This is a genomic window from Rhodomicrobium sp. R_RK_3 (assembly GCF_002198715.1).
GTDB lineage: Bacteria > Pseudomonadota > Alphaproteobacteria > Rhizobiales > Rhodomicrobiaceae > R-RK-3.
The window spans coordinates 16,079-40,774 of record NZ_MWLK01000009.1; the positions used below are offsets into that span (position 1 = coordinate 16,079).

Genomic DNA, 24,696 nt, shown 5'->3' on the forward strand with positions numbered 1-24,696 from the left:
TATGAACCCCTGAGGCGGGGGCGTTAATCCCCACCGCCAGACTGGCCTCCCTCCGCGGTCAGCCATGCTCCGGCAGTCTTCCTCAGGCACCGCCCCCTCCCCTTGCGTAAGACGAGCCGGTCTCGAGCCCCGCGTCCCTCTGGCGGAGGAACGGGGTTAGTATGGGGGAGGAAGGTGGGGGCGGGGATAAGTTTTTTGAGGACATCACTGACGATGTCGATCACCAAAGCTATGTCGTACCAGCGCGCAACTTATTTAGCTCATCTATCTCCTGGTAAGTCTGTATAAGAAAGTCGACCCATTTTTGGGAGTATGTATAACCACAATAAACCGAGTTATATATGCAATATGTCTTATCGGTATCGTGTGGTTTCTTGACACCGTTACGAGGGCGCGCCTTATGTCTCTTCCAAGCGAGTTGATGAGTGTGACTGCTAAATTGCTTGACCTTTTCTTTCACCAACTGCACAACAACAGCTGGCTTGAACGGATAAAGTTCGTCAAAGTTCTTTGTTTTAACAAGAATATTGTGTATCTCCACTCCCTCTTCGGTGCCCGGATTTACAAATCTGATATTTGACCCTGACTTTGATGAACTATCCAAGGTGTAAACAACCCTGAATTTGTATTCAAGAGACGCGGGATCCCCTTCATCAAAATCGGAGTTCAAACGGGCATCTAGCGATTGGATGTTGGCAGGAATAGCCAACTCTTGCGTCTCCGAAATTTGAGATAAACTGACACGAGCAAATTGTAAGGAGAACCTCAAACTCGCCTGTAGCGACAGATCTTTTCCAAACAAGTCGCACATCTTGTTTTCAAAATTCACGCAGCAAGCTTGAAAAATACCCAGCCAATTGGTGTCGGATTTCCCAAATAGCCTGTGCTCAACCTCATCACGTATCTCTTTAATTGAATCAAGATTTTTTCGCATGTATTTTGAAAGAGGGCACGTTTTTCTCGATAAAATTTCATGTAGAGAAACGGTCGTTCCGTCGCTACGATATATATCTTCTTTTAAAATATTCTCGTGGTATTCATGCAACAAGTAAGTCCATGAAATGTTCGCCAGTACAGCGAACAGCTCAGTACGAAATTTTAGATGGGGGCTGTTAAAAATGTGTACGGCCATCATCATTGCTTCGCGCGCTCTTATAAGGCGCTCATGATCAATGTCGTTCAGGCCCGTAACGGGGTCATATAGCTTTCGTTTGATTTTGAAGAGTTCAAGCTCAGACTCAGAAGCGGCCTCCTGCTCCTCGTTTTGCTTAACCTCGGTGATACGAGCACTATTTATTGTGGCACGTCGGCCCCTATTTACCAGATCCTGTATGTCCTGGTTTCGCATCCCCTCGGCGATTAGGGCCTTTACCGCTCTCTTCTCATCCGAAGTAAGAGAACCGTCCTTTTGCCTTTTAACCATAACATTAGCTGTCGCGGGCAAAGTTAGATAATTGATCCGATATATAGTTTAAAAATTAAACTTGTCTTTAAATCGCTCACTCCCCCAACCCCAACCGCTCCTTCAAAATCGCATTCAGCGCCGCCGGGTTTGCCTTGCCGCCCGTCGCCTTCATCACCTGCCCCACAAACCAGCCCAAGGTCTGCGGCTTCAGCCTGACCTGCTCGACCTGCTTGGGGTTGGCCGCGATCACCTCATCGACCGCCTTTTCGATGGCGCCGGTGTCGGTCACCTGCTTCAGGCCGCGCTCGTCGACGATCCGGCCCGGAGCCTCGCCGGTCTCCACCATGATCTCGAACACGTCCTTGGCGATGCGGCCCGAAATCACGCCGCCCGAAATCAGGTCGATCAGCTCGCCCAGATGGTCCGCGCGCACGGGGCTCTCGTCGATGCCCTTGCCGAGCCGGTTCAGCACGCCGAACAGGTCGCCGGTCACCCAATTGGCGGCCAGCTTGGGGTCGCGGCCCTTGGCGACGGTCTCGAAATAATCGGCGTTCTCCTTGTCGGCGACCAGCACGCCCGCGTCGTAGACCGACAAGGCGAAGTCGCGGATGAAGCGCGCCTTCTTCTGGTCCGGCAGCTCGGGCAGGTTTTTGGCGATGGCGTCGACATAGCCCTGGGTCAGCTCGAGCGGCAGCAGGTCCGGGTCGGGGAAATAGCGGTAATCATGCGCCTCTTCCTTGGAGCGCATGGAGCGGGTCTGGCCGGATTTGGGGTCGAACAGGCGGGTTTCCTGGTCGATCGAGCCGCCCTCCTCCAGGATGGCGATCTGGCGGCGCGCCTCGACATCGATGGCCTGGCCGATGAAGCGGATGGAATTGACGTTCTTGATCTCGCAGCGCGTGCCGAGCGGCGCCCCGAGCTTGCGCACGGAGACGTTGACGTCGGCGCGCAGCGAGCCCTGCTCCATATTGCCGTCGCAGGTGCCGAGGTACCGCAGGATCGTGCGCAGCTTGGTGACGTAGGCTTTCGCCTCCTCCGAGGAGCGCAGGTCGGGGCGCGAGACGATCTCCATCAGCGCAACGCCCGAGCGATTCAGGTCGACGAAGGAGAATTCGGCGTGCTGGTCGTGCAAACTCTTGCCGGCGTCCTGCTCCAGATGCACGCGCTCGATGCCGACCTCGACCGAATAGCCGTCCTTCATGTCGACGGTGACGACGCCCGCGCCGACGATCGGATATTTGTACTGGGAGATCTGGTAGCCCTGCGGCAGATCGGGATAGAAGTAGTTCTTGCGGTCGAAAACCGAATAGAGATTGATTTCCGCCTTCAGGCCGAGGCCGGTGCGGATGGCCTGGCGCACGCATTCCTCGTTGATGACGGGCAGCATGCCCGGCATGGCCGCGTCGACCAGCGAGACGTGGCTGTTCGGCTCGCCGCCGAATTCGGTCGAGGCGCCGGAGAACAGCTTTGATTTCGAGGTGACCTGCGCGTGCACCTCCAGGCCGATGATGACTTCCCACGGACCGGTGGCGCCGTCGATGAGATTTTCCTGCCTGATCTGGATCGTCATGGTTTTGGCCCCGTGCCTCGTACCCAGCTTGCCCCGCGCCATGCTATACGGCTTAGAAAGGGCGCTGCCCTCACATCTCCGAACGCCACAAAATCGGAAAGACGCCTTGCTGCTGCAATGCCCGTCAGCCGATCAGGGCCCGGCTCATTGCGCTTCGGCACCTTCACCATGAGACTATAAAATATTACCTGACAAGCGAAAATTTTGTGGTCTCGCTCACTGGTAGGCCATGGCTCCGAGGGGGTTATTTTTGCGTACCCGCGGGCGGGTTGGAGAGCTTTTCTTCCTCATATTGAATGAACCAGCCGATCATTTGTCGCCAAAGCGCCTCGGCCAACTCGGGCGGCACGCCGCGCTCGGTGGCGCGGGCGCGGACGCGGTCGATCACCTGCTGGATACGCCACGGCACCACGGCATCCTCGCGGCGGCTCTTGAGCTGCCAGGCGCGGTCGACATAGCCGAAGCGCTCGGCGACGAGATCGAGGATCGCCGAATCCAGCCGGTCGATCTCGGCGCGGACCTGCTCCATATTTTCGCATTCGGCTGGCGGACGCACGGACATGCCAAACTAACCCCTCAGGACGATTTTTTCGCTGCGGCCTTGGCCATTTTGGCGGGCTTCGCCGCCTTCGGGGATTTAGGCGCATCGGCCGCCGATGTCGAGCCCAGCCACCACGCGTCAGGGCGACGCGCCGGCCCGGCCGCATCCTCGATCACCTGCGCGGCGCGCAGCACGGTTTCCTCGTCGAACGGACGCCCGATGAGCTGCAGGCCGAGCGGCAGGCCCTGTTTCGAGAAGCCGGCGGGCACGGAAATGCCCGGCAGCCCGGCCATGTTGACCGTAACCGTGAAGATGTCGTTCAGATACATCTCGATCGGGTCGCCGCTCTTTTCGCCGATGCCGAAAGCGGGCGAGGGCGTCGCCGGCGTCAGGATGGCGTCGACCTCCTGATAGGCGCGTTCGAAATCCTGGCGGATCAGCGTGCGCACCTTCTGCGCCTTGATGTAATAGGCGTCGTAATACCCAGCGGAGAGTACGTATGTGCCGATCAGGATGCGGCGCTTGACTTCGGCGCCAAAGCCTTCCGAGCGGGTTTCCTCGTACATGCTGGTGATGTCGCGGCCATTGACGCGCAGGCCGTAGCGGACGCCGTCATAGCGGGCAAGGTTCGAGGAGGCCTCGGCGGGGGCGACGATGTAATAGGCCGGCAGCGCGTATTTGGTGTGCGGCAGGCTGATCTCGCGGATCTCGGCCCCGGCGGCCTTGAACCAGTCGATGCCCTGCTGCCAGAGCGCCTCGATCTCGGCGGACATGCCCTCGATGCGGTATTCCTTCGGAATGCCGATCCGGAGGCCCTTCACCGATTTGCCGAGCGCAGCCTCGTAATCCGGCACCGGCCGGTCGGCGCTGGTCGAATCCTTGGGGTCGTGGCTCGCCATCTGGCCGAGCATGATGGCGGCGTCGCGCACGGTGCGGGTGATCGGCCCGGCCTGGTCGAGCGAGGAGGCGAAGGCGACGATGCCCCAGCGCGAGCAGCGGCCATAGGTCGGCTTGATGCCGACGGTGCCGGTGAAGGCGGCGGGCTGGCGGATCGAGCCGCCGGTATCGGAGGCGGTCGCCGCCATGGCGATGCGCGCCGCCACCGCCGAGGCCGAGCCGCCGGACGAGCCGCCCGGCACCAGCGGCTTGCTGCTGCCATCGGCGCGCCAGGGGTTGACGCAAGGCTTGAAATGGCTGGTTTCGTTGGACGAGCCCATGGCGAACTCGTCCATGTTCAGCTTGCCGAGCATGACCGCGCCCGCATCCCACAGATTCTGGGTGACGGTGGATTCATAGACCGGCTTGAAATCGTCGAGGATGGCTGAGCCGGCCGTGGTGCGGACGTCGCGCGTGCAGAACAGATCCTTGATGCCGAGAGGCAGCCCGTCGAGCGGCAGCCCCTGGCCCTTGGCGAGGCGCGCGTCGGAGGCTTTCGCCATATCGAGCGCCTTGTCGGGCGTGGCGACGACGAAGGCATTCAGCGCGTCGTTTGCCGCCTCGATGGCGGCGATATGCGCCTCGGTCAGCTCGCGCGCGGTGATCTCTTTCTTGCGCAGCCGGTCGCGCGCTTCGGCGATGGTAAGGCCGGTGAGGTCTGAAGGAGTGAGGTCGGACATGGGGCTACTCCACCACCTTCGGCACGACGAAGAAATGATCCTCGGTCAAAGGCGCGTTCTTGACGATCTGGTCGGGGATGCCGCCATCGGTGACAGCGTCGCTGCGTTGCGGCAGCGCCATCGCCTCGACCCGCGTCATCGGCTCGACGCCGTTCGTGTCGACCGCATCGAGCTGCTCGACCCAATCCAGAATTGCGCTCAGTTCGCGCTGGAGGCTCTGTGCCTCCTGCCCGCTGACCTTGATGCGCGCAAGCCTTGCGACGTGGCGCACCGTGGCCTCATCGACCTTCATTTTCCATCCCACGCGGAAATGCGAGAAGAACCCAGGCCGGTGCGTATCCGGCCGCTCGGGCCTAGTGATACCGTCCGTTGCTGCACTGCGCAACACCTCGCCGCAGTGCGATCGCCGCTTTTGCAGCAATTCAAGCAAAAAGAAAGCAGCCGGGCTTGCACACGGCTGCTTGTCCTCGATCGAGTCGTCGTGGGGCCGATTAGAAGCCCCAGAAATTATGCGCCGTCCAATCCGGGCGATAGACGATGGCCGCGCGGATGGAGTGGATGTCCAGGTCGACATTGGAATTGCCGCCGGTGACATTGAGAACGCCAGGAATGGTGAACGCGTCGACACCCAGGTCGCCATCTTCGAAATCGGTGAAGCGGTATTCGAGCTTCAGAGAGATGTTCTGCGACAGCTTGGTTTCGATACCGGCGCCGACCGTGAAGCCGTCGGCGTCGATGTCGTCGTCATTCCGGAAGGCGGAAGTGACGCCGCCGACACCGTCAAGCAGCCTGAAGCGTGCATGGGCGTTGACGTCGGCCTGCGAATAGCCGCCCAGGACGTAGATCAGGGTCGCCGGCGTGGTCAGGTAGCCGAGGCGCGCGCCAGCGCTCCAGACATTCTCGATCTCGACCGACAATGCCGCGTCGGCAACGCCGACGCCCGGAATGGCCAGCACGGAGAGGTCGATGGCGTTGCCGCCCATATCGTTGTCCGAGCTCATCCAGTCGAAGTCCGCATAGGCGCCGATGACCCAAGGGCTGCCGCGAAACTGGTAGTCGTAGCCGATCACGACCGTGCCGAAGCCGGCGACATCACCAACGTCGGAGTCGGCGGTGAAGAGCGGCGCGAGCAGGGGGACGCCGAGGATCGACAGATCGAGATCGCCGCCATCGGAGTCATTGTCGAAGGAGGCAAAGCTGCCACCGCCACCGACACCCACATAGAAGCCTTCCCACATGGGGACTTCGACAATCGGCTCATCCTTCAACGAGCCACCGCCACCATGCTGGTAGACATCGGCAGCCATCGCGCTAGAGGCGAAACCGATGATAGCCGCGCTTGCGGCCAGGAGTTTCAATTTCGTCATTGTGTGTTCCTGTTCAGGGGATCGCAAACCTCACTCATAACGCAAGTTTGCCATATATCGAAAGTTGCAGTCGACAGCTTCGAATACACGCATAAATGGCGTGATTCTCATTAAAATCGACCAGCTCTCCTTGATACCCACCTACAATTTGAGGTTGAGTGGCATTCATGCAACGAATAAGGGGTTGTACGGCCCCGGAGAGGGGTTTCTCGCCTGTGAGGTGAGCAGAAAGCCCTGTGGACAGCGTGGGGAAAACGCGGCGAGCGTCGATCCGGACGTCCATGCGATCCCGCCAGCGCGCATTGTTTCGCGGCTGTGAAGGGCGGACGCCGGGCTACAGGGCCGGTCGGCCACGCGGCAAAGCGTGGGTCGCCTAGAGAGGGTGCCCTACCCGCAGGAGGCGCCGCCCGCGATTCGAAGCATGGGGTGCTCGCGCCGGCGCAACGCAAGGTCTGACAGATGTCGCGCGCCCGGTCTGTGGGAAACTCCACGGCGCGCATTCTCTGCGATCGGCGGCAGCAAGCGCGGCGGGATGGCGTCGATGGCGCTGCACGCCGCATCTGCTGCCCGCGTCCCGGCATCCCAGGGGACGAAAACACGAAGGCCCCCTCCATTCAGGAGAGGGCCCGTAAATCTACCTACCTATAGGTGAGATCCGCGCTCGCTTGCGAGCCGCGCCGCTAGGACTTTGCCGTCGGGTCGATCTTCTTCCATTGGCGGCTGAGCCAGGAATCGGTGTGCTCGCGCGGCTCGACGCCCTTGGAGGCCAGCAGAGCGTAGCTATCCTTGTACCACTTGCTGTCCGGGAAATTGTGCCCGAGCACGGCCGCGGCGGTCTGCGCCTCGTTGACGATGCCGAGCGTGTAATAGCACTCGGCGAGACGGGCCAGGGCTTCCTCGACATGGGCGGTGTTCTGATATTCCGTCACCACCACCTTGAAGCGGTTGATGGCGGCCAGATGCTGGCCCTTCTTCTGGTACCAGCGGCCGACGCTCATCTCGGCGGCGGCGAGAACGTCGCGGGAGAGGCGGATGCGCTTCTTGGCATCCTCGGCGTAGCGGCTGTCGGGATAGCGGTTGACCAGCGTCTCCAACTCGACCAGGGCGCGCTTGGTGTCGGCCTGGTCGCGGCTGGCGTCGTTGATGCGGTCATAATAGGAGGAGGCGATGATCCACTGGGCGAGCGCGGCTTCCTTGGTGCCTGGATGCAGGGTCAGGTAGCGCCGGGCGGCGGCGACGGCCTCCGGCAGCTTGTCCGCCTTCTGATAGGCGAAGGCCGACATCAGGATCGCCTCGCGGGCTTCCTTGGAATAGGGATGCTGGCGGTCGACCTCTTCGAATTTTTCCGCCGCCTTGGTGTAATCGTTCTTGTCCAGGGCCGTGCTGGCGTCCTTGAACAGCACGTCGGCGGGCTGGGTCTCGATGGTCGGCTTGTCCTCGCCGCCGCCGAAGAGCGACCCCGCGCAGGCCGAAAGCTGGCTGGCCATAATGACGAGCGTAGCCGCCTTCAAGAAAGTCCGGACGTTCATGTTTTCCCGATCCCTGCCGATTTTCAGCGGCTTCCGCTCGCCGGCGCCTGATCGCGCCGGCCCGATTGGCCGCTGAAGCTTAATGCGAGTCGCCCCAGCCACGGAACATCCTGAATGTGGTGTTTTTTTGCTCGGAGCCGCCCGGTCCCGCCTCGGGAGCGTCCATTCGCTGCCCATTCACGGGGGCAATCCGTCCCACATCCCCCCACAAACAAGACCGCCCGCTCATGGGGAAGCGGGCGGTCAAGGAGAACAACGTTTAGCACTCAGCCGCGATCGGGCGCGAAAACCGGTTGTGCGATAAGTCCCCCCACATCGGCGTGGCCCGCGTCACGGCTGTAGCTGCGCTCGGTCTCGACCACGGTCCAGGCCGAACGGTTCTCATAGAGAGCCTTGAGGATCAACGTGTTGATGCGATGTCCGCCGCGTACCGAGCGATAGGCGCCCATGATCGGCGCGCCGGCCAGGGCGAGGTCGCCGATGGCGTCCAGCGTCTTGTGGCGAACGAATTCGTCGGCGAAGCGCAGGCCCTCCGGATTGAGGATGCGGTCCTCGCCGATGGCGACGGTGTTCTGCAGCGAGGAGCCGAGCGCGCGGCCGGCGGCCCAGAGCGCCTTGACGTCCTTCATGAAGCCGAAGGTGCGGGCGCGGGCGATCTCGCGGCGGAAGATGCGCGGGGTCAGGTCGATCTCGAAGCGCTGGCGGCCGATGAAGGGCGTCTCGAAATCGATCTCGACGTCGAAGCGGCTGCCGTCATAAGGGGTCAGCTCGGCTGAGCACTTGCCCTCTTCGATGCGGACCGGCTTCAGAACCTTGATCCAGCGGCGCGGCTCGTCCAGGACGCGGATGCCGGCTTCGTCGATGGCGTCGACGAACGGCGCGGCGCTGCCATCCATGATCGGCAGTTCGCTGCCCTCGATCTCGATCTCGACATTGTCGATATTCATGCCGCGCAGGGCGCTGAGCAGATGCTCGACCGTGGCGACCGTGGCGCCCTTGCCGTCCGACAGGACCGTGCAGAGCGTGACGTTGGAGACCGCCCGGAAATCGGCCGGGATGCGGGCCAGCCGGCCGGCGCCGGTGTTGACCAGGAAGACCCAGCCCGTATTGGCTTCGGCCGGATGAAGAACGATGGAAACTTCTTTACCGCTGTGGACGCCCGTGCCGGACAGAACCAGATCGCAGTCGATGGTTGTCTGCCAACCCCCCGAGAGAGTCTTCATGTCGCGCCGTTATCTTTCCCCTATGGCAGGTCCGCTACCCCCTGTAGCGGACCCGCCCCCCGTAACCATTCGACGAAATCGGGCGCTGAGCGTGTTGCTCTAAACTGCATGCCGGCTTAAGTTTTTGCCCCTAGCCGGCCGACGCGCACCGTCTCGTCGCTGTAACCACGAAGACGTTACGCTGGCTCGTTTCGCTCCAGCAAATCACGGTTTTTTACAGTCTGTTACGATTTGAAAGGTTGGCTCCGGGGCCTGCGCGCATGGCGGGTACGAGGTCCTAACGGACCTGCCTACATCGGCAAAAAATCGTTGAAAATCAATGCTTAAGAAGAAATACGGGGACAGCTTCTAGTTGAGCGGCTTTTTGAAGAAATTCGGGATCTCGAAGGGCTCGTCGCCATTGCGGCCGCGGTCTGTGTTTTTATTGTCACGATTGCGCGGAGCCGAATCGTCGCCCTGGTGAGAGCCCTCGCGGCCGGTCGAATCGAAGGACGGCATCGGCCGCTCCGGCTGCATGGCTTCGTCCGGTCCGCGCGTGCGGCCGGTGACCCAATCGAGCAGCCCGCCCCGCCGCTTCAGCCCGAGATCGCGCTGACCCTGCATCTCCGCCTCATGCTCGGCAAGTTCGGGAAAGTCCTTGCCGGTCAGCGGACGCCGTGGCGGGCGAATCGGCTTGGCCGGCGGCTGCGGCTCGAACTGGCCCTGCTGCGGCGGGCGGGAATTGCGCGCCGCTGACGGCGTGTTCACCATGAATTTCGGCGAGCGCGGCTCGATGGTGACATTGCCCGAGCCCTGCCAGGTATCGGCGGGCGGGTTGTCGTTGCGCGGCAGCGGCTTGTCGCGCTCGATGCGGGCCGCGGGCGTGCCGATGCGCTCCATCAGCCGGGCGCCCTTCAGCGCGTCGGTGGCCTGGGCGACCTGGATCTGCTGGCCGGCATTGATGCCCGTCGCCACCACCGAAACGCGGATGCGGCCCTCGATCGAATGATCGAAGGTGGCGCCGACGATGATGTTGATATCCGGATTGGCGTCCGGGTCCACCTCGCGGCGGACGCGCGAGGCGGCCTCCTCGACCTCGTACAAGGTCATGTCGAAGCTGCCGGTGATAGAGATCAGGAGCCCCTTGGCGCCGCGCATGGACACTTCGTCGAGCAGCGGGTTGGAGATGGCGGCCTCGGCGGCGCGGAGGGCGCGCTGGTCGCCCTCGGCCTCGCCGGTGCCCATCAGGGCGGTGCCCATGTTCTGCATGACGACGCGCACGTCGGCGAAATCGAGATTGATCAGCCCTTCCTTCACCATCAGGTCGGTGATGCAGGAGACGCCCGATTTCAGCACGTCGTCGGCCTTCTGGAAGGCGTCGGCGAAGGTCGTCTTCTCGTTGGCGATGCGGAAGAGATTCTGGTTGGGGATGACGATCAGCGTATCGACATATTCGGAGAGCTGAAGGATGCCCTCATTGGCGACGCGCATCCGGCGCTGGCCCTCGAACTCGAACGGCTTGGTGACGACGCCGACGGTGAGGATGCCCATTTCCTTCGCCGCGCGGGCGATGACGGGCGCTGCGCCGGTGCCCGTGCCGCCGCCCATGCCGGCGGTGATAAACAGCATATGCGCGCCCTCGATCAGCGAGCGCAATTCGTCGCTCGCCTCCTCGGCCGCCGCCGCGCCGATCTCGGGCTTGGAGCCCGCGCCGAGCCCTTCGGTGATGGTCGAGCCCATCTGCACCCGGCAGCCGGCGGCCGACATCGAGAGGGCCTGGGCGTCGGTATTGGCGGCGATGAACTCGACGCCTTCCAGCCCGTACTGGATCATGTTGTTGACGGCATTGCCGCCGGCGCCGCCGACCCCGACCACGGTGATGCGGGGCCGCAATTCGGTCAGAGCCGGAAGTTTCAAATTGATGCTCATGGCAGCCTCGTCATCTCTTCCCTACATGCGCCCGGCGAAGGCCGTCGACATGCTCCGCCGATCATGGCGTCACTTTTCCTGGTCGCATCGCCGGACGGAAAACCGGTCCCCATTTTCCTGGCAATGCTCAAAAACTCTCCCGGAGCCATTGCCCCACGCGCGCCAGATAACCGTGGCTGCTGGCAATGATTTCGGGCTTCGTCCCGGTATCCAGCCGCAAATCATCTTCGAGCAAATGCATCAGGAGCCCGATCGGCGCGGCGAATGCCGGACCTGCCTCCGGCCTCGGCAGACCCGAGATCGGACGCGGACGGCCGAGCCGGGGCTGCTTGCCGAAAATCTCTCCGGCGAGTTCGGTGGCGCCGACCAGCTCGCTGGCCCCGCCCGTCAGCACCAGCCTTTGCCCCGACATGGGCGCAATGCCGCTGGCCCGCATCCTGTCACGCACTTCGGTCAGAATTTGCTCTAAGCGGATTCGAGCGATGTCGGAAAGCTCCGCTTTGGTGATGTGACGCGAAAGCAACTCAGGGTCCGGATCATGATCATCCGTAATGACCCCATTCATATCACCAGTTGCAGCGAAAACGGAAGCGTGCAGCGTCTTTAGCCGCTCGGCCTCCATATGGGGCAAGGAAAAAACATGCGCGACGTCGCTGGTGACATGGTTGCCGCCGACATCGATCGAATCACAATAGATGAAGCTGCCGCCGGCGAAAACCGACACGCCCGTCGATCCCGCGCCCATGTCGATGCAGGTGACGCCCGATTGCGCCTCGCCGTCGGTGATGACCGAAAGACCGCTGGCATAGGCCGCCGCGGCGACGCCCGCGACAGAGAGATGGCTGCGCTCGATGCAGTGGCGCAAATTCTTCAGCGGCAGCCTGTCGACGGTGACGGCGTGCATGTCGACCTTCAGCGCATCGCCGATCATGCCGAGCGGATCGGTGATGCCGCTCTCATAGCCGAGCGCATAGCCGAAGGGCACGGTGTGCAGCACGCTCTTGCCGCTGCGCGAGGCATATTCGGAAGCGGCGCGCATCACCCGGTCCATGTCGCGGTGGGTCACGGAGCCGGCGGGCAGGTCGACGCTGGCGGTAAAGCTCTGGCTGGTCAGCGGGCCGAAGGAGGCGGTGACATAGACCTCGTTGACGGTGACGTCCGCCGCGCGCTCGGCCTTGGCGACGACGCTGCGCACGGTGCGCTCGGCGGCTTCCATGTCGGAGATGCGCCCCGCCACGATGCCGCGCGAGAGCTGGTAGCCATAGCCGATGACGCGGATGCGCGAGGACAGAGCGGGCGTGTCCTGCCAATGCGGCCAGGGCATGAGCCTTGCCACCAGGCAGCACATTTTGCGCGTGCCGACGTCAAGCACGACGACGGTCCGTTCGTTCATGGAATATCTGCGAGCTTTCGTTCGCAAACCCTGCCCCCGGTGGAAGCGCCGCCCCATCCCAAGGCCGAGGGGTTTGCGCCTGCTATGTTGCCGCGAACTATTTACTAAAAATGAGCTTAAGACCTGTTAACGGTCAGAGCTGCTTGCGGCTTTCCTGATGATCGGAAAGCCAGGATAAAAATTTTTGGCGGCCGGTCGCGGTCGCGTCCTTCAGCCTCAGCGTGAATTGCGAGGGCACCCGGAAATCCAGCTCGGCGATCTCGGCGAGGGCGCCCGGGTTCTTCGCCGCGATGGCGCTCAGATCGGCCAGGGCCGGGGCAAAATCACTTGCCGGCAGCTTGACCCGCAATCCCGTATCCAGCACCAGGTCCCAGCGCCGCCCGGCAATGCGCTCGATCTCGCGGACGCGGCCGCGCAGCTCCGGCACGGCGGCCAGCGCCAGGATCAGCTCCTTGGCGGGAGCGGCGGCGCCGGCGCCGGAGACGACAGGCAAATTGGGGAATTGTCTTTGCGAGGCGAGCGCCAGGACTTTACCACCCTCATCGATGGCGGCCATCTTGTCGCCGTCGCGCCAGAGGGCGAACGGCTTGCGCTCCTCGATCTCGACGACCAGCGTGGAGGGCAGGAGCCGCATCACCCGCGCCTCGCCGACGAAGCCGAGCCGCTTCAGCCGCTCGCGCGCCGCATCGGTGTCGAAGGCAAAAATGGACACGCCGTCGCGCGGGCCGAGAGCGGCGTCGATCTCCGCATCCTTCAGATTATGCTGGCCTTCGACCTGCACTGCCTTGACCTCAAGCCCGGCCCTCAGGGCCGCCTGATTGGCGGCATCGGCGACGGCTTGACGTGCATATGACCACTGCCCGCCTGCCGACACGCCATAGGCCGCCGTTAGACCGTAAAAGATCACGCAAGCAACGAAACCGATCCGGGAGGCACCTTCGGAATGGGCCTCGAGATAGGCGAACAGCGATTGATCGGACGACACACCGCCGTTGCCCGCCCGCATGCGCGAGCGTTGATGCTGGGTCGAAGGACCGGGATCATAACCCCCTGCACTGTCGAACCAATTGTAGTCTCCAGCACTAGAGGTGTTTATCACCGATTGCAAGACGCGTCCTCCACAATCCAGCGGACAAGATCACCGAATGTCAGACCACTGTGGCTTGCAAGCTCCGGTACGAGCGAGGTCGCCGTCATGCCGGGCTGGGTGTTGACTTCGAGACAGATCAGCTCCCCCGTCCCGCCGGTTCGGTCGTCGAACCGGAAGTCGGCGCGGCTGATGCCCCGGCAACCCAAAGCCTGATGGGCCTGAAGCGCTAGCTTCTGTACCAAGTGGTAAATATTTGGTGAAATTTCCGCTGGCAGGACGTGTCTGGAGCCTCCGGGAGCGTATTTTGAATGGTAGTCGTAAAAGTTCAGACCCTCGGCGGGGAGGATCTCGATGACGCCGAGCGGGCGGTCGCCCATCACGGCGCAGGTGAGTTCGCGGCCGGCGATATAGCGTTCCACCATCACCTCGTCGGCGAGCGCCCAATCGGCCGAGGTCAGCTCCTGCGGCGGGTGAGCGTGGTCCTCTCGGACGATGAAGACGCCGACGCTCGAGCCTTCCGCCACCGGCTTGATGACGTAGGGCGGCGCCATCACATGCGCCCTGGCCGCCACCCTGCGCGGCACGACCTTGTCCTCGGCGACGGGAACGCCGGCATTGGCCAGGACGATCTTGGCCCGCGCCTTGTGCATGGCGAGCGCCGAGGCCAGCACGCCGGAATGCGTATAGGGGATTTGCAGCGTCTCGAGGATGCCCTGCACGGTGCCGTCCTCGCCGCCCTTGCCGTGCAGGGCATTGAAGCAGACGTCGGGCGCGATCTCGCGCAGCCGCTCCGGCAGATGCCGGTCGACGTCGATGCGGGTGACGCGGTAGCCCTCGCCTTCCAGCGCCCTGGCGCAGGCCGCGCCGGAATTGATCGAGACTTCGCGCTCGGCCGACCAGCCGCCGAACAGGACGGCGACGTGCTTGAATTTGCTCATGCGGCGGCAACCATCGGACGGCCTTCGGGCGGCACGCCGAGGCGCTTGATTTCCCATTCGAGTTCGATGCCGCTCGCCGCCTTGACGCGGGCGCGCACGGTCTCGCCGAGCGTTTCGATGTCCTCGGCGCTGGCCTCGCCGTCATTGATCAGGAAGTTGCAATGCATCTGCGAGACATGCGCGCCGCCGACGCGGTAGCCGCGCATTCCGGCGGCGTCGATCAGCTTCCAGGAGCTGTGGCCGGGCGGGTTCTTGAAGGTCGAGCCGCCGGTGCGCGACTTGATCGGCTGGTGGGCTTCGCGGTAGTCGGCTACCTCCTGCATGGCGCGCAAGATGTCGTCCTGCGAACCCGCTCCGCCTTGATACACGGCTTCCGTAAAAATCAGGTCTTCGGGCGCGCCGCAATGGCGGTAGGTATAGGCGAGATCGGCAAGGGTCAGCGTGTGTATCGTTCCGGTACGGTCCACCGCGCGCGCGCCGATGACGACGTCTTTGGTCTCGGTGCCATGCGCGCCGGCATTCATACGCAGCGCGCCGCCGACGGTGCCCGGAATGCCGCGATAGAAGGCGAGCCCCGCGACGCCCGCGCTCGCCGCGCCCTGCGCCAGCCGCATGTCCGGAACGGCGGCGCCGACGCGCAGCCGGTGGCCGTCTTCGGGCAGGATGTGGTTGAAGCCGCGCCCGAGCCGGATCACCACGCCTGGAATGCCGCCGTCGCGCACCAAGAGGTTGGAACCGACGCCGACGATGGTGACAGGCACCTCGCGCGGCGTGCCGGCAAGGAAATAGGCCAGATCGGCTTCATCGGCCGGGCTGAACAGCACTTGCGCCGGACCGCCGACGCGGAACCAGGTGATGTCGGCCATCGGGCGCATCGCTTCCATGCGCCCGCGCAAATCGGGCAGCGATGCTTGCAGTTCGGCGGTCAGATCGGGGAAAGGCATCGGCGGGACTGCTTGTCGAAAGAATTTACTCGGCGGCGTCGAGCCGTGAGGGGCTGAGGAGATCGAGACGGCCCGGCAGGGCGTTGGCCCAGTCGGTGATCGTCCCGGCGCCTAGCCCTATCACCAGATCGCCCGGCTTGACCAGCGAGGCGACGAGGCTCGTCAGCGCTTCCTCGCCGTCGACGCCGATGACCTGGCGATGGCCGGTCTTCCTGACGCCCGCGATCAGCGCGTCGCGGTCGACGCCGTTCGGCTCCTCGCCCGCCGAATAGACCGGGGTGACGATGACGGTGTCGCTGTCGCCGAAGCAGCCGCAGAATTCATCGAACAGGCTTTTCAGCCGCGAATAGCGGTGCGGCTGCACGATGGCGATGACGCGGCCCTTGGAGGCGCCGCGCGCCGCGCCGAGCACGGCGGAGATTTCGGCCGGGTGGTGGGCGTAGTCGTCATAAAAGGCGACGCCGTTCCAGATGCCGGTCCGGGTGAAGCGGCGCTTGACGCCGTGGAAGCTCGACAGCGCCTCGCGGATGGTGGCGTCATCGATGCCGGCTTCGGTGGCCACCGCAATGGCGGCCATGGCGTTCAGGGCGTTGTACTGGCCGGGAATGGCCAGCGTCAGGTCGATCAGCGTGCGCTCGCCGCCTTCGACCTCGTCATTGAGGGCGGCATCGACATGCATCGATCCGCCATTGGAGCGCACGGCGGTCAGGCGAATGTCGGCATCGGCGGCAACGCCGTAGCGGAGGATGCGGCTGCCTGCCGTCAGTCTCGCGTCGGCGGCGAAGCGGCGCACCATCGGATGATCGATGCCGGCGACGACGACGCCGCCCGGCTGGATGCCTTCGAAGAAGCGCCGATAAGCGCCGTACATCGCCTCGACCGAGCCGTAATAATCCAGATGCTCGGGGTCGATATTGGTGACGACGCCGATGCGGGTCGGCAGCTTGACGAAGGTCTCGTCGGATTCATCCGCCTCGACGACGATCCATTCGCCCTTGCCGATGCGGGCATTGGTGCCCCAATCGTTGATGATGCCGCCGGTGATGACGGTCGGGTCGAGCCCGGCGCTTTCGAAGATCCAGGCGATCAGCGAGGTGGTGGTGGTCTTGCCATGCGTGCCGGTGACGCTGATGGCTTTGAAATTGTCCATCAGCCGCGCCAGCATGTCTGCCCGGCTCCAGACCGGCAGGCCGGCGGCGCGGGCGGCGACGAGTTCGGGATTGCCGGCCTTGACGGCGGAGGACAGCACGACGAGCCCGGCGCCCTCGATATTTTCCGGCACATGGCCGATGGCGACGGAAATGCCCTTCGCGGCGAGGCGCCTTGCATTGACGCCGTCCTTGAGGTCGCTGCCGCGCACTTCGATGCCGCGATCGTGCAGCACCTCGGCGATGGCGCTCATACCAATGCCGCCGATCCCGACGATGTGGATCGGCTGAAACTCTTCCAGGTTCTTCATTGTGCCTGCCCCTCGGCTGCGCGCGGTGCCGCAAATGTCTGCGGCGCCTCGGCCAGTGTCACCACCAAATCCGCCAGACGCGCCACGGCGTCAAAGCGCGCCAGCGACTTGGAGCGCGATGCCGCACGGGCGAGTGTCGCCGGTTCCTCGAACAGCCGCCGCAGCGTTCCGGCGAGCCGTTCCGGCGTCATGATCGCCTGCTCAAAACACCAACCCGCACCCGCTTTTTCGAATCGGGTAGCATTTTCAAGCTGATCATTATCAACCGAATGCGGCAGAGGTACGAGCACGGCAGGGCGCCCAAGTGCCGCAAGCTCGGCAATTGTGGTCGCTCCCGCACGGGAGACGACCAGATGCGCTCCGGCCATGCGAAATGGCAGATCGTCGAAAAACGTTGCCAGTTCCGCCGCCACACCCGCCACTTCGTAGCTATCGAAAACCCGATCGATATCTTCTTCGCGGCATTGCTGGACAACCATCATCCGGTCGCGCAGTTCCTGGGGCAGAAGCTGTAATGCGACAGGCATGATATCGGAGAAGAAGCGCGCGCCCTGGCTGCCGCCGAAGCAGAGCAGGTTCAGCGGCTGCCCGCTCGACGGCGGCTGGTAGGTGCCGCCGCGCATCTCCAGGATGGCGTCGCGCAAGGGGGTGCCGGTGACGTAGCTCTTGTCGTTGAGCTTGCCCTCGAGGAACTTGGTGTCCTCGAAGGAGATGGCGATGGCCTTGACCATCGGGGCAAGGAAGCGGTTGGCCCGCCCCATCACCGAATTCTGCTCATGGATCATGCTCGGGACGCCGCGCGCCAGCGATGCGAGCACCGGCGGAATGGTCGGATAACCGCCGAAGCCGATCATCGCCCTCGGTTTCAGGTCGCCCATAATGTCATAGGCCATCTTAAAACCGTTTGAATTGGTGGCCACCATTTTCATCGCTTCGAGCGGTGATTTGCCCTTGAAGGTGGCGGCGGGCACGGTGTGGACCGCGCGGCCGGGAAATCCCTTGAAATTGGCGGCGCGGTTGTCGGTGATGAGGTCGACCTCGTAGCCGCGGCGGATCAGTTCGCCAGCCAGTGCCTGGGCCGGGAACAAATGGCCGCCCGTGCCTCCCGCAGTCAGTACGATGGACGCGCCTATCAAATTCTTATCCCCCTGGAGGAAGCCGCTCCGCTCGCTGTGCGCGGAACGGAACGGTAGACCGGACCTGCCTCCGGCCGGCGCCTTGCAAGGCCCAGCGCCAGCCCCATTGTGAGCGCCATGGCCGTCAGCGAGGAGCCGCCATAGGACAAAAACGGAAGCGTCATGCCCTTGGACGGCAGCATATCCACGTTAACTGCCATATTAATCAGAGTTTGAAAACCAAAGAGCATCATAAGGCCGGAAAGCGCCAGCCGAATAAACGGATCGTGCGAGCGGCTTGCGGCGCGAAAGCCGCGCCAGACGATAAAGGCGTAAAGGCAAACGAGAAACAGGCAGAAAATCAGCCCGAATTCCTCGGCGATGACGGCAAAAATATAATCCGTGTAAGCGTCGGGCAGCCCCGGCGTCACCACGCCCTCGCCCGGCCCGCGCCCGAACCAGCCGCCCTCGCGAAAGGCGGCGAGCGCCGTTTCGGTCTGATGGGTGTCGCCGCTCGCCGGATAGAGGAAGCGGTCGACCCGGCTCTGCACATGCGGCAGCATGTGGTAGGCGCCGACGAAGCCGCCCGCGCCGGCGAGAATCGCAAGCCCGATCCAGATCAGCGAATAGCCGGCGAGGAAGAACAGGCCGCCCCAGACCAGCACGACGAGCGCGGTCTGGCCGATATCGGGCTGCATCACGAGGCAGAGCGCGAACAGGCCGAGCACGGCGATGGCGATCTGTAAGGTTGGCATGTCGCGCCGCTTGCCGCTTTCGCCGAACAGCCAGGCGGTCAGGATGATGAAGCCGGCCTTGGCGAATTCCGACGGCTGGATCGACTGGCCGCCGATGATCACCCAGCGCACCGCGCCGTTTTTCTCGATGCCTTGCGCGAAGGCGAGCAGCATCAGCCCGATGCCGCCAAGAAACAAAACCAGGCCCATCCGGCGGACGAGCTTCGGGTGCAGCATCGAGGCGCTGATGAGGAAGAGGGCGGCGGGCACCATGTACAGCACGTGCCGCTTGAAGAAATAGAGCGGCTCCGCGCCGATCTTATGGGCGGCGGCGGGGCTGGCGGCGAGCGAGACCAGCGCTCCGATCAGCATGATGAGCAGCACGGCGCCGAGCAGCAGGCGGTCCACCGAGAACCACCATTCGGTAAAGACGCTGCGGTCGGTCCGCGCCAGCCTCATGCCGCCTGGGTCTCCTGCATCTGCACGGCGCCGAGCGCGATGACGCGCGCCCGGAAGGCGTCGCCCCGGATCATGAAATTGGGATATTGGTCGAAGGAGGCGCAGGCCGGCGAGAGCAGCACGACCGGCTCGGCATCGCCGGAGGCGGCGGCATCGCGGGCGGCCTCCGCGACGGCGGCGTCGAGCGTGCCGCTGATGGTGTAGCCGAGGCGGCCGTCGACGAAGCGGCCAAAATCCTCGGCGGCGGCGCCGATGAAATAGGCGCGGCGGATTTTGGGATAAAAGCCTTCCAGCCCCGCAAGCCCGCCCGCCTTGGCGAGGCCGCCCGCGATCCAATAGATCTGCCCGAAGCTGGCGAGCGCCTTTGCCGCCGCGTCGGCATTGGTGGCCTTGCTGTCATTGATGAACAGCACATGGCCGAGCCGTCCGACCTGCTCCATCCGGTGGGCAAGGCCGGGGAAGCTGGCCAGCCCTGCGGCGATCTCCTCGCGCGTCAGGCCGATGGCGCGGCAGAGCGCGTAAGCGGTGGCGGCGTTCTGTGCATTATGCGAGCCGCGCAGCGAGCCGATGCCTTCGAGGCTCAGCGGCGGCTGGCGGACGCCGCCCGCGACGTCGATCAGCGCGTGGCCCTCGTCAAAGACGCCGTCCTCGACGGGGCCGAGCACGGAGATGCGCTTGACGGTCGCCGGGCCGGTCAGCGCGTCGGCGATGGCGGCGGAAGGCGCGTCATCGACGCCGATCACCGCCGTGTCGCCCGCGCCGAGCCGGGCGAACAGGCGCGACTTGACATAGGCGTAATGCTCCAGGGTGCCGTGCCGGTCGAGGTGGTCGGGCGTGATGTTGAGGAGGGCGGCGGCATTCGGGTCGAGCGTCGGCGTCAGGTCGATCTGGTAGGAGGAATATTCGATGACATAGGTCAGGTCGTCGGCGAGCGGATCGAGGTCCAGGATGGCGCGGCCGATATTGCCGCCCATGGCGACGCGCCGCCCGGATGCGGCCACCAGATGCGCCGAGAGCGCCGTCGTCGTCGATTTGCCGTTGGTGCCGGTGATGGCGATGACCTTGGCCTTGGAATTCTGGGCGCGGCGCTGGCGGCAGAACAGCTCGGTATCGCCGATGACCTCGACGCCGGCGGCTTGCGCGCGCTCCACCGTCCAATGCGGCTTGGGATGGGTCAGCGGCACGCCGGGCGCGAGGACGAGCGCGGCGAAGGCATCCCAATCGGCGGCCTTCAGGTCGACCGGCGCAAAGCCAGCCTCGCGCGCGGCCTTCAGCCCGTTCTCATTGTCGTCCCAGACGGCCACGTCCGCGCCGCCCGCCGCCAGCGCCTTCGCCGCCGCGATGCCGGACATGCCGAGGCCGAACACCGCAATCTTTTTGCCGGCGAAGATGGTGACAGCGATCATGGAAATCCTACCTCAATTTCAGCGTCGAAAGCCCGATCAGGGCCAGCACCACGGCGATGATCCAGAAGCGGACGACGACGGTCGCCTCGGCCCAGCCCTTCTGCTCGAAATGGTGATGCAGCGGGGCCATGCGGAAGACGCGCTTGCCGGTCAGCTTGAAGGACATCACCTGCACGATCACCGAGGCGGTTTCCAGCACGAACAACCCGCCGACGATGGCCAGCACGATCTCATGCTTGATCGCCACCGCAATGGCGCCGAGCGTGCCGCCGAGCGCCAGCGAGCCGGTGTCGCCCATGAAGATCATCGCGGGCGGCGCGTTGAACCAGAGGAAGCCGAGCCCCGCTCCCACCAGCGCCCCGCAGATGACGGCCAATTCGCCCGCCCCGGCGACGGGATGAATCTGCAGGTAATCGGCGAACATCTTGTTGCCGGCGAGATAGGCGATGACGCCGAACGTCGCCGCCGCGATCATGACGGGCACGATGGCCAGCCCGTCCAGCCCGTCGGTAAGGTTGACGGCGTTGCCGGAGCCGGCGATGACGAAAATGCCGAGCAGCAGGAAGAACGGCCCCAGATCGATCATCAGCGCCTTGAAGAAGGGCACCGCCAGCATGGTCGAAGTCTCGGGCGTGCTGATCTTCATGATCGAATAAGTGGCGATGGCGGCGATGGCGACTTCCAGCCCGAAGCGCACCTTGCCTGGAAATCCGTCCGTGCTGCGTTTGGTGACTTTCAGATAATCGTCATAGAAGCCGATCAGCCCGTAGGACAGCGTCACGGCGAGCACGACCCAGACCAGCTTGTTCGAAAGGTTGGCCCACAGGATGGTGGCGACGCCGACGCCGAGCAGAATCATCAGCCCGCCCATGGTCGGGGTGCCGGCCTTGCTCAAATGGCTCTTGGGCCCGTCGGAGCGGATCGGCTGGCCCTTGCCCTGGCGCAGGCGCATCAGGTTGATCAGCGCCGGGCCGAACAGGAACACCACCATCAGCGCCGTCATGATCGCCCCGCCGGTGCGGAAGGTGATGTAGCGGAAGACGTTGAACAGTGGCGCATGGTCACCCAAGGCACCCAATAAATAGAGCATTTCCTGCCTTTCGAGCTATTCCGCCGCGCCGGTTTCGGCTGCTTCGCGTTGCGGATAGCGTTGCTTGATCGCCTCGACGAGAAGGCCCATCCGGCTGCCCAGCGAGCCTTTGATCGTTACGGCATCGCCCGGCTGGATCGCCTCGAATAGGGCCTGTTTGAGAGATTCTGAATTTTCCGCCCATGCCCCGCGCTTCGCCTCGGGCAGGGCGGCGAACAGAGCGGCCATATGCGGCCCGCAGCAGAAAAGCGCGTCGACCTCAGCCGCCTCGATGGCGGCGGCGAGCCCGGCATGCATCGCGTCGGAGCGCTCGCCGAGCTCCAGCATGTCGCCGAGGACGGCGATGCGGCGCTTGGCGCGGGATTGCGGCAGGTCGCCGAGCACCCGGATCGCGGCGGTCACCGAGGCCGGGTTGGCGTTGTAGGACTCGTCGAGCAGCAGGAACGTGCCGCCTTCGATGGCGTGCAGCGATTGCGCGCCGCGCCCGGCCGGAGCGCCGAACACGGCCAGCGCCGGAACCGCGCGCGCCACATCGCCGCCGAGCAGCTTGATTGCCGCGACGGCACCGAGCGAGTTCATGGCGAGGTGCTCGCCGGGCGCGCCGATGTGGTAGCTCAGGCGCTCGCCGAGGCAATCGGCCTCGATGCGCGAGCCGCCGCCTTCGGCCTCGGAGGCGAGCAGCCGGGCCTCGGCCTCATCCGCCCAGCCGAAGCCGACGATCCGCGCCGCGCCGCGCTCGCCGGCGCGCTGGGCGAGCCGGTCATATTGCTCGATATCGCGGTTGAGGATGGCGGCGCCGTCCGGCTCCAGCCCGTCGAAGATCTCCGCCTTGGCGTCGGCGATGGCCTCGATGCCGTCGAAGAACTCGATATGGACGGGCGCGATGGTGGTGATGATGGCGGCGTGCGGACGCACGAGATGGGTCAGCGGCGTGATCTCGCCGGGATGGTTCATGCCGATCTCGAAGACGGCGTAATCGGCGTCGCGCGGCAGCCGGGCGAGCGACAGCGGCACGCCCCAATGATTGTTATAGGACTTGTCCGAGGCATGGACGCGGCCGAGCTTGCCCAGCATCAGCCGCAGCATTTCCTTCGTGCCGGTCTTGCCGACGCTGCCGGTCACCGCGACGATGCGGGCCTTGCTACGCGCGCGCCCTGCCCTGCCGAGCGTGTTCAGCGCTTCGAGCGTGTCGCGCACGCGGAGCAGCGGCCCCGAAGCCTTGCCCGCATAGTCGGCATTGACCACGGCGAGCCCGGCTCCGGCGGCGAAGGCATGAGCCAGGTAGTTATGGCCGTCGGTGCGGTCGCCCTTGATGGCGAAGAACAGGTCGCCCGGCTCGAGCGTGCGCGTGTCGATGGAAATGCCGCCGACGCTGTCCGGCATGGCGCCGCCCTCGGCCGCGCCGAGGGTTTCCGTCAACTCCGCCGCCGTCCAAAGCGCTTCAGCCATGCATGGTCCCTTGCTGGTCCGGAACGCCCAAAAGTGCGGCGACCGCGTCGTGATCGGAATAAGGAATGACCGTATTGCCTACGATCTGTCCGGTTTCATGGCCTTTGCCGGCGACGAGCAGCAAATCGCCCGCCGCCATGGAGCCGATGGCCGCCGCGATCGCCGTCTGCCGGTCGCCGATTTCAATGGCGCCCGGCGCGGCGGCGAGGATTTCGGCGCGGATCTCGGCCGGGTCCTCGCTACGCGGATTGTCGTCGGTGACGGTGACGCGGTCGGCGAAGCGCGCGGCGACCTCGCCCATCTGCGGACGCTTGCCCTTGTCGCGGTCGCCGCCGCAGCCGAAGACCACATGCAGCCTGCCCGCCACATAGGGGCGCAGCGCCGCGATGGCGTTTTCGAGCGCGTCGGGCGTGTGGGCATAGTCGATGAAGACCGGACCGCCGGCCGGGGCGTAACCCGCCAGCTCGAGGCGGCCCTTGGCGCCTTTCAGCTTTTCCGCGGCGGCGAAGGCGGCGTCCAGAGGCACGCCGGTCGCCAGGGCGAGGCCGAGCGCCACCAGCACGTTGGACGCCTGGAAATCCCCCGCCAGCGGGATCCTCACCTCATGCACCTTGCGCTCGTGGACGATGCCGAGGCGCTGGCCAAAACCGTCGCGCGCCGTCGAGACGAGGCGCAGCGTGTCGCCGCGCCGTCCGGTGGTGATGAGCTGGAGGCCGCGCGCGCGGGCGATCTCGGCGGCCTCGTCGCCCGCTTCGCTGTCGACGTCGATGACAGCGGGCTGGCCGGGCGCGAGCAGTTCGGTGAACAGCCGCATCTTGGCGCGGAAATAATCGGCGAAATCCGGGTGGTAGTCGAGATGGTCGCGGGAGATGTTGGTGAAGCCGCCCGCCGCCAGCTTGATGCCGTCGGCGCGATATTGCGCGAGGCCGTGGCTCGAGGCTTCGAAGGCCAGATGCGTTGCGCCGCGCGCCGCGAGATCGGCAAGGCTGGCATGGAGCGAGACCGGATCGGGCGTCGTGTGGTGCAGCGGGATTTCCACGCCCTGGAAGCTGACGCCGGTCGTGCCGAGGCTGGCGGCGGCGAAACCGTTCGCCTCCCAGAGCTGGCGCAGGAAGGAGGCGACCGAGGTCTTGCCGTTGGTGCCGGTGACGGCGGCGGCGGTCTCGGGCTGGCGGCCATGGAAGCGCGCCGCCATCAGGGCGAGGCGGCGGCGCGGATTGGCATCGCGGATCACGATGACGCCATCAGGCGCATCCACCGGCACGCCTTCGCCCGCCAGGATCGCCGTTGCCCCGCGCGCCAGGGCGTCGGTGATGAAACGCGCGCCATCGGTCTTGGTGCCTGCCAATGCGGCAAAGACATAGCCCGGCTCGACCTCGCGGCTATCCGCCGTCAGGCCGGTGACGGGGCGCGCATCGCCGGTCGCGGCGCAGAGATCTTTCAGCTTCATGAGTGTCATG

General features: G+C 64.4%; 20 protein-coding genes. All 20 read right to left on the reverse strand.

Translation table 11 applies throughout. The features are described 5' to 3' along the window. Positions 1–229: 229 nt before the first annotated feature. Entirely contained in the window at positions 230–1,423 is a 1,194-nt protein-coding gene (locus BLEFHOIH_RS26110) for a DUF3644 domain-containing protein (protein WP_125461589.1), read from the reverse strand. Between the two features lie 76 nt (positions 1,424–1,499). Next, positions 1,500–2,975, reverse strand: coding sequence for an Asp-tRNA(Asn)/Glu-tRNA(Gln) amidotransferase subunit GatB (gene gatB / locus BLEFHOIH_RS05065; RefSeq protein WP_088343493.1), 1,476 nt, complete (start codon positions 2,973–2,975; stop codon positions 1,500–1,502). 244 nt (positions 2,976–3,219) lie between these two features. After that, positions 3,220–3,537: a chorismate mutase gene (locus BLEFHOIH_RS05070; RefSeq protein ID WP_088343437.1), complete on the reverse strand. Its 318-nt coding sequence runs from the start codon at positions 3,535–3,537 to the stop codon at positions 3,220–3,222. A 14-nt stretch (positions 3,538–3,551) separates the two neighbouring features. After that, positions 3,552–5,132, reverse strand: a complete 1,581-nt coding sequence (gene gatA, locus BLEFHOIH_RS05075; protein WP_088343438.1) for an Asp-tRNA(Asn)/Glu-tRNA(Gln) amidotransferase subunit GatA — start codon at positions 5,130–5,132, stop codon at positions 3,552–3,554. 4 nt (positions 5,133–5,136) lie between these two features. After that, positions 5,137–5,424: an Asp-tRNA(Asn)/Glu-tRNA(Gln) amidotransferase subunit GatC gene (gene gatC / locus BLEFHOIH_RS05080; RefSeq protein WP_088343439.1), complete on the reverse strand. Its 288-nt coding sequence runs from the start codon at positions 5,422–5,424 to the stop codon at positions 5,137–5,139. Between the two features lie 199 nt (positions 5,425–5,623). Further along, positions 5,624–6,499 carry an outer membrane beta-barrel protein gene (locus BLEFHOIH_RS05085; protein WP_088343440.1) on the reverse strand — a complete coding sequence of 292 codons (876 nt, stop codon included), beginning with the start codon at positions 6,497–6,499 and terminating at the stop codon, positions 5,624–5,626. A 680-nt stretch (positions 6,500–7,179) separates the two neighbouring features. Continuing rightward, entirely contained in the window at positions 7,180–8,028 is an 849-nt protein-coding gene (locus BLEFHOIH_RS05090) for an outer membrane protein assembly factor BamD (RefSeq protein ID WP_088343441.1), read from the reverse strand. Positions 8,029–8,294: 266 nt separating this feature from the next. Beyond that, positions 8,295–9,251: a UDP-3-O-acyl-N-acetylglucosamine deacetylase gene (gene lpxC, locus BLEFHOIH_RS05095; protein ID WP_088343442.1), complete on the reverse strand. Its 957-nt coding sequence runs from the start codon at positions 9,249–9,251 to the stop codon at positions 8,295–8,297. 348 nt (positions 9,252–9,599) lie between these two features. Further along, the gene (ftsZ, locus tag BLEFHOIH_RS05100) at positions 9,600–11,159 is read right to left on the reverse strand and encodes a cell division protein FtsZ (RefSeq protein WP_088343443.1); all 1,560 of its coding nucleotides are present in this window, start codon (positions 11,157–11,159) and stop codon (positions 9,600–9,602) included. Between the two features lie 127 nt (positions 11,160–11,286). Next, the gene (gene ftsA, locus BLEFHOIH_RS05105; RefSeq protein ID WP_170937008.1) at positions 11,287–12,552 is read right to left on the reverse strand and encodes a cell division protein FtsA; all 1,266 of its coding nucleotides are present in this window, start codon (positions 12,550–12,552) and stop codon (positions 11,287–11,289) included. A gap of 133 nt (positions 12,553–12,685) precedes the next feature. Further along, complete coding sequence (locus BLEFHOIH_RS05110) at positions 12,686–13,558, reverse strand: cell division protein FtsQ/DivIB (protein ID WP_088343445.1); 873 nt, start codon at positions 13,556–13,558, stop codon at positions 12,686–12,688. Positions 13,559–13,647: 89 nt separating this feature from the next. Next, complete coding sequence (locus BLEFHOIH_RS05115; protein ID WP_088343446.1) at positions 13,648–14,580, reverse strand: D-alanine--D-alanine ligase; 933 nt, start codon at positions 14,578–14,580, stop codon at positions 13,648–13,650. Further along, the gene (murB, locus tag BLEFHOIH_RS05120) at positions 14,577–15,524 is read right to left on the reverse strand and encodes a UDP-N-acetylmuramate dehydrogenase (protein WP_088343447.1); all 948 of its coding nucleotides are present in this window, start codon (positions 15,522–15,524) and stop codon (positions 14,577–14,579) included. Before murB ends, BLEFHOIH_RS05115 begins: the two co-directional genes overlap by 4 nt. A 25-nt stretch (positions 15,525–15,549) precedes the next feature. Next, positions 15,550–16,983, reverse strand: a complete 1,434-nt coding sequence (gene murC / locus BLEFHOIH_RS05125; RefSeq protein WP_088343448.1) for a UDP-N-acetylmuramate--L-alanine ligase — start codon at positions 16,981–16,983, stop codon at positions 15,550–15,552. Continuing rightward, complete coding sequence (gene murG / locus BLEFHOIH_RS05130; RefSeq protein WP_088343449.1) at positions 16,980–18,119, reverse strand: undecaprenyldiphospho-muramoylpentapeptide beta-N-acetylglucosaminyltransferase; 1,140 nt, start codon at positions 18,117–18,119, stop codon at positions 16,980–16,982. Before murG ends, murC begins: the two co-directional genes overlap by 4 nt. Continuing rightward, on the reverse strand, positions 18,116–19,291 hold the full coding sequence (locus BLEFHOIH_RS05135; protein ID WP_088343450.1) for a putative peptidoglycan glycosyltransferase FtsW: 1,176 nt from the start codon (positions 19,289–19,291) through the stop codon (positions 18,116–18,118). Before BLEFHOIH_RS05135 ends, murG begins: the two co-directional genes overlap by 4 nt. After that, positions 19,288–20,697, reverse strand: coding sequence for a UDP-N-acetylmuramoyl-L-alanine--D-glutamate ligase (murD, locus tag BLEFHOIH_RS05140; RefSeq protein WP_088343451.1), 1,410 nt, complete (start codon positions 20,695–20,697; stop codon positions 19,288–19,290). The genes BLEFHOIH_RS05135 and murD overlap by 4 nt, the downstream gene beginning before the upstream one ends. A 7-nt stretch (positions 20,698–20,704) precedes the next feature. Then, the gene (mraY, locus tag BLEFHOIH_RS05145) at positions 20,705–21,787 is read right to left on the reverse strand and encodes a phospho-N-acetylmuramoyl-pentapeptide-transferase (protein ID WP_088343452.1); all 1,083 of its coding nucleotides are present in this window, start codon (positions 21,785–21,787) and stop codon (positions 20,705–20,707) included. A 15-nt stretch (positions 21,788–21,802) separates the two neighbouring features. Beyond that, on the reverse strand, positions 21,803–23,236 hold the full coding sequence (locus BLEFHOIH_RS05150; RefSeq protein WP_088343453.1) for a UDP-N-acetylmuramoylalanyl-D-glutamyl-2,6-diaminopimelate--D-alanyl-D-alanine ligase: 1,434 nt from the start codon (positions 23,234–23,236) through the stop codon (positions 21,803–21,805). Continuing rightward, a complete protein-coding gene (locus BLEFHOIH_RS05155; RefSeq protein ID WP_088343494.1) occupies positions 23,229–24,686 on the reverse strand; it encodes a UDP-N-acetylmuramoyl-L-alanyl-D-glutamate--2,6-diaminopimelate ligase in 1,458 nt (485 codons plus the stop codon). The genes BLEFHOIH_RS05150 and BLEFHOIH_RS05155 overlap by 8 nt, the downstream gene beginning before the upstream one ends. Positions 24,687–24,696: the final 10 nt, after the last annotated feature.